Origin of the sequence: Lysobacter cavernae (assembly GCF_042648505.1) — a bacterium.
Lineage (GTDB): Bacteria > Pseudomonadota > Gammaproteobacteria > Xanthomonadales > Xanthomonadaceae > Lysobacter_L > Lysobacter_L cavernae.
Window position 1 is genome coordinate 1 of the sequence record NZ_JBHRXK010000018.1, and the last position, 5,818, is coordinate 5,818.

Sequence of the window (5,818 nt, forward strand, 5' to 3'; positions counted from 1 at the left end):
GTGCGTGTGCACAATGCGCGCCCCGCCGAGGTGAAGTTGACCGAAGCGGGGCGCGGTTGAAGCGGCGATTTCGAAGGCGGTTGACGGTTTCGAAAGGTGCTGTAAGATGCGCGGCCCGGCAGACTGGCTGGTCCCTGAAGAGGGGTGCAAACGGTCGCCGGGGCAGCAAAAAGAGTTCGGAACAGGGTGTTGACGGTTACGAAATCTGCTGTAAGATGTGCGGCTCCCTGAAGCACTTTGGTGCGGCAGGCGAGGCAAGGGAAAGGCGCTGAGGCCGGCCCCGACGATCTTTGACAGTGTGCGCAGGTGACTTGTGCGGGCGTCTGGCCGGTGGATGGTTGTCCATCAGCAGACGTTCGACACAGAGTCTCAATGATTCAAGAAAGCATGCAAATGCGAGTAATCGAGTATTGGGGCCTGGATAGACGACTGCACTCAAAGCATTGACGAGGCCTTCGGGCCGAGTCGCAATACTTAAGTGAAGAGTTTGATCCTGGCTCAGAGTGAACGCTGGCGGCAGGCCTAACACATGCAAGTCGAACGGCAGCACAGGAGAGCTTGCTCTCTGGGTGGCGAGTGGCGGACGGGTGAGGAATGCGTCGGAATCTGCCTATTTGTGGGGGATAACGTAGGGAAACTTACGCTAATACCGCATACGACCTACGGGTGAAAGTGGGGGACCGCAAGGCCTCACGCAGATAGATGAGCCGACGCCGGATTAGCTAGTTGGCGGGGTAAAGGCCCACCAAGGCGACGATCCGTAGCTGGTCTGAGAGGATGATCAGCCACACTGGAACTGAGACACGGTCCAGACTCCTACGGGAGGCAGCAGTGGGGAATATTGGACAATGGGCGCAAGCCTGATCCAGCCATGCCGCGTGTGTGAAGAAGGCCTTCGGGTTGTAAAGCACTTTTGTCCGGAAAGAAAAGCTTGGGGTTAATAACCCTGAGTTATGACGGTACCGGAAGAATAAGCACCGGCTAACTTCGTGCCAGCAGCCGCGGTAATACGAAGGGTGCAAGCGTTACTCGGAATTACTGGGCGTAAAGCGTGCGTAGGTGGTTTGTTAAGTCTGATGTGAAAGCCCTGGGCTCAACCTGGGAATGGCATTGGATACTGGCAATCTAGAGTGCGGTAGAGGGGTGTGGAATTCCCGGTGTAGCAGTGAAATGCGTAGATATCGGGAGGAACATCTGTGGCGAAGGCGACACCCTGGACCAGCACTGACACTGAGGCACGAAAGCGTGGGGAGCAAACAGGATTAGATACCCTGGTAGTCCACGCCCTAAACGATGCGAACTGGATGTTGGGTGCAACTTGGCACTCAGTATCGAAGCTAACGCGTTAAGTTCGCCGCCTGGGAAGTACGGTCGCAAGACTGAAACTCAAAGGAATTGACGGGGGCCCGCACAAGCGGTGGAGTATGTGGTTTAATTCGATGCAACGCGAAGAACCTTACCTGGCCTTGACATGCACGGAACTTTCCAGAGATGGATTGGTGCCTTCGGGAACCGTGACACAGGTGCTGCATGGCTGTCGTCAGCTCGTGTCGTGAGATGTTGGGTTAAGTCCCGCAACGAGCGCAACCCTTGTCCTTAGTTGCCAGCACGTAATGGTGGGAACTCTAAGGAGACCGCCGGTGACAAACCGGAGGAAGGTGGGGATGACGTCAAGTCATCATGGCCCTTACGGCCAGGGCTACACACGTACTACAATGGTGGGGACAGAGGGCTGCAAACCGGCGACGGCGAGCCAATCCCAGAAACCCCATCTCAGTCCGGATTGGAGTCTGCAACTCGACTCCATGAAGTCGGAATCGCTAGTAATCGCAGATCAGCATTGCTGCGGTGAATACGTTCCCGGGCCTTGTACACACCGCCCGTCACACCATGGGAGTTTGTTGCACCAGAAGCAGGTAGCTTAACCTTCGGGAGGGCGCTTGCCACGGTGTGGCCGATGACTGGGGTGAAGTCGTAACAAGGTAGCCGTATCGGAAGGTGCGGCTGGATCACCTCCTTTAGAGATGTAAAAAAGATGGGCAGCATGTGCCTGTCAGACGTCCGCACAAGTGACCTGCATTCAGAGTTCCCGGCGGTACCCACAGGGGTATTGGCCGCGGGAGCGTCCCGTTTCATATGGGGCTTTAGCTCAGCTGGGAGAGCACCTGCTTTGCAAGCAGGGGGTCGTCGGTTCGATCCCGACAAGCTCCACCACCTGGCATCAAGACATTGGGTCTGTAGCTCAGGTGGTTAGAGCGCACCCCTGATAAGGGTGAGGCCGGTGGTTCGAGTCCTCCCAGACCCACCACATCCCGCAAGAACTCTGAACTGCGCACACATAAAGATTTGAAACGACACAGGCGCTGAAGCCTTTGCCGTGTTCTTTGAAAAACTGGAATGTAGCGAGCGTTTTGAGACGAATGTCCATGACGTGTCGTAGAGGCTAAGGCGGGGCCCTAGAGGCCCTAACATTTGAAGTTGTCGATATTCGCGTCGAGGATTTGTACCCCTCGGCACAGACAACCCTGAGGCGACTTGGGGTTATATGGTCAAGCGAATAAGCGCACACGGTGGATGCCTTGGCGGTCAGAGGCGATGAAGGACGTGGCAGCCTGCGAAAAGCGTGGGGGAGCTGGCAACAAGCATTGATCCCGCGATGTCCGAATGGGGAAACCCACCTAGCAATAGGTATCCTGCAGTGAATACATAGCTGCTGGAAGCGAACCCGGAGAACTGAAATATCTAAGTACCCGGAGGAAAAGAAATCAACCGAGATTCCCTAAGTAGTGACGAGCGAACGGGGACTAGCCCTTAAGTTGATTGAGTTTTAGCAAAACGAGTTGGAAAGCTCGGCCATAGACGGTGACAGCCCGGTATGCGAAAAGGCTCATTCAATGAAATCGAGTAAGGCGGGGCACGAGAAACCCTGTCTGAACATGGGGGGACCATCCTCCAAGGCTAAATACTCCTGACCGACCGATAGTGAACCAGTACCGTGAGGGAAAGGCGAAAAGAACCCTGGTGAAGGGAGTGAAATAGACCCTGAAACCGTGTGCGTACAAGCAGTAGGAGCTCCGCAAGGAGTGACTGCGTACCTTTTGTATAATGGGTCAGCGACTTACTGTTCGTGGCGAGCTTAACCGTATAGGGGAGGCGAAGGGAAACCGAGTCTGATAAGGGCGCATAGTCGCGGGCAGTAGACCCGAAACCGGGTGATCTAGTCATGCCCAGGGTGAAGGTACCGTAACAGGTACTGGAGGCCCGAACCCACTCCCGTTGCAAAGGTAGGGGATGAGGTGTGATTAGGAGTGAAAAGCTAATCGAACCCGGAGATAGCTGGTTCTCCTCGAAAGCTATTTAGGTAGCGCCTCGGACGAATACTGCTGGGGGTAGAGCACTGTTATGGCTAGGGGGTCATTGCGACTTACCAAACCATGGCAAACTCCGAATACCAGTACGTACTATCCGGGAGACACACGGCGGGTGCTAACGTCCGTCGTGAAAAGGGAAACAACCCAGACCCACAGCTAAGGTCCCAAATTCATCGCTAAGTGGTGAACGATGTGGAAAGGCACAGACAGCCAGGAGGTTGGCTTAGAAGCAGCCACCCTTTAAAGAAAGCGTAATAGCTCACTGGTCGAGTCGGTCTGCGCGGAAGATTTAACGGGGCTAAGCGATGAACCGAAGCTTGGGGTGCATACTTTGTATGCGCGGTAGAGGAGCGTTCCGTAAGCCGTTGAAGGTGGATTGAGAAGTCCGCTGGAGGTATCGGAAGTGCGAATGCTGACATGAGTAACGATAATGCGGGTGAAAAGCCCGCACGCCGAAAGCCCAAGGTTTCCTTGCGCAACGTTAATCGACGCAGGGTGAGTCGGCCCCTAAGGCGAGGCAGAAATGCGTAGTCGATGGGAAGCTGGTTAATATTCCAGCACCTCGCGTAAGTGCGATGGAGGGACGGAGAAGGTTAGGTCTACCGGGCGTTGGTTGTCCCGGAGAAAGCAGGTAGGTGGATCCCTTAGGCAAATCCGGGGGGTCATTAACACCGAGCAGCGAGACGAGCCCATTAGGGCGAAGTGACCGATACCACGCTTCCAGGAAAAGCTCCTAAGCTTCAGCTTACGCAGACCGTACCGTAAACCGACACAGGTGGGCAGGATGAGAATTCTCAGGCGCTTGAGAGAACTCGGGTGAAGGAACTAGGCAACATGGCACCGTAACTTCGGGAGAAGGTGCACCCCTTTTGGTGGCCCATGCGGGCTATAGCTAAGAGGGGTCGCAGTGACCAGGCCGCTGCGACTGTTTATCAAAAACACAGCACTCTGCAAACACGAAAGTGGACGTATAGGGTGTGACGCCTGCCCGGTGCTGGAAGGTTAATTGATGGGGTCAGCCGCAAGGCGAAGCTCTTGATCGAAGCCCCAGTAAACGGCGGCCGTAACTATAACGGTCCTAAGGTAGCGAAATTCCTTGTCGGGTAAGTTCCGACCTGCACGAATGGCGTAACGACAGCGGCGCTGTCTCCACCCGAGACTCAGTGAAATTGAAATCGCTGTGAAGATGCAGCGTTCCCGCGGCAAGACGGAAAGACCCCGTGAACCTTTACTATAGCTTTACACTGAACGTTGAGTTCGTCTGTGTAGGATAGGTGGGAGGCTATGAAACCATGGCGCTAGCTGTGGTGGAGCCATCCTTGAAATACCACCCTGTCGTGCTTGACGTTCTAACCTAGGTCCGTAATCCGGATCGGGGACCGTGTATGGTGGGTAGTTTGACTGGGGCGGTCTCCTCCCAAAGTGTAACGGAGGAGCACGAAGGTACGCTCAGCGCGGTCGGACATCGCGCACTGTGTGCAAAGGCATAAGCGTGCTTGACTGCAAGATCGACGGATCAAGCAGGTACGAAAGTAGGTCTTAGTGATCCGGTGGTTCTGTATGGAAGGGCCATCGCTCAACGGATAAAAGGTACTCCGGGGATAACAGGCTGATACCGCCCAAGAGTTCATATCGACGGCGGTGTTTGGCACCTCGATGTCGGCTCATCACATCCTGGGGCTGTAGTCGGTCCCAAGGGTATGGCTGTTCGCCATTTAAAGTGGTACGCGAGCTGGGTTCAGAACGTCGTGAGACAGTTCGGTCCCTATCTGTCGTGGGCGTTGGAGATTTGAGAGGGGCTGCTCCTAGTACGAGAGGACCGGAGTGGACGAACCTCTGGTGTTCCGGTTATCACGCCAGTGGTATTGCCGGGTAGCTATGTTCGGAAGCGATAACCGCTGAAAGCATCTAAGCGGGAAGCGCGCCTCAAGATGAGATCTCCCGGGACTTCAAGTCCCCTAAAGGAACCATCAAGACTAGGTGGTTGATAGGCGCGGTGTGTAAGTGCAGCAATGCATTGAGCTAACGCGTACTAATGATCCGTGTGGCTTGACCATATAACCTCAAGTGGCCTTGGACTCGACGATACGTCGACGACATTCGCCTGACTCGCTACATTCCAACCCATGCAAGCTGGCGCAGCTTTAATTTGCGCCGCTTCACAAGCTTGTCCAGTGACAATAGCTGTGTGGAACCACCCGATCCCATCCCGAACTCGGAAGTGAAACGCACATGCGCCGATGGTAGTGTGGCCTAAGCCATGCAAGAGTAGGTCATCGCTGGGCATCTATCCGAAGGCCGGTCCCCGAAAGGGACCGGCCTTCTTCTTTGTGCGTCTTGCATACACCGGGCATGCCAATGCCGGACTGCCTGGCCTGCGGACCCGCACGCCGCCCGGATAATCCAAGGCCTTGAATCAGAACAACGGCAACGTCGTGCCTGCAGGT

The 5,818-nt window shown here is 55.2% G+C and carries 2 tRNA genes and 3 rRNA genes; all 5 read left to right on the forward strand.

The window, feature by feature from the left end:
- Positions 1-475: 475 nt before the first annotated feature.
- The 5 genes from ACFOLC_RS15990 to rrf all read left to right on the forward strand — a co-directional run bounded on the left by ACFOLC_RS15990 (position 476) and on the right by rrf (position 5,656).
- A 16S ribosomal RNA gene (locus tag ACFOLC_RS15990) occupies positions 476-2,020 on the forward strand.
- A 118-nt stretch (positions 2,021-2,138) separates the two neighbouring features.
- A tRNA-Ala gene (locus ACFOLC_RS15995) sits at positions 2,139-2,214 on the forward strand.
- A 17-nt stretch (positions 2,215-2,231) separates the two neighbouring features.
- Positions 2,232-2,308, forward strand: a tRNA-Ile gene (locus ACFOLC_RS16000).
- Between the two features lie 239 nt (positions 2,309-2,547).
- Positions 2,548-5,428 (forward strand): 23S ribosomal RNA (locus tag ACFOLC_RS16005).
- A gap of 113 nt (positions 5,429-5,541) precedes the next feature.
- A 5S ribosomal RNA gene (gene rrf / locus ACFOLC_RS16010) occupies positions 5,542-5,656 on the forward strand.
- The 16S, 23S and 5S rRNA genes sit together here with 2 tRNA genes alongside, the layout of an rRNA operon.
- Positions 5,657-5,818: the final 162 nt, after the last annotated feature.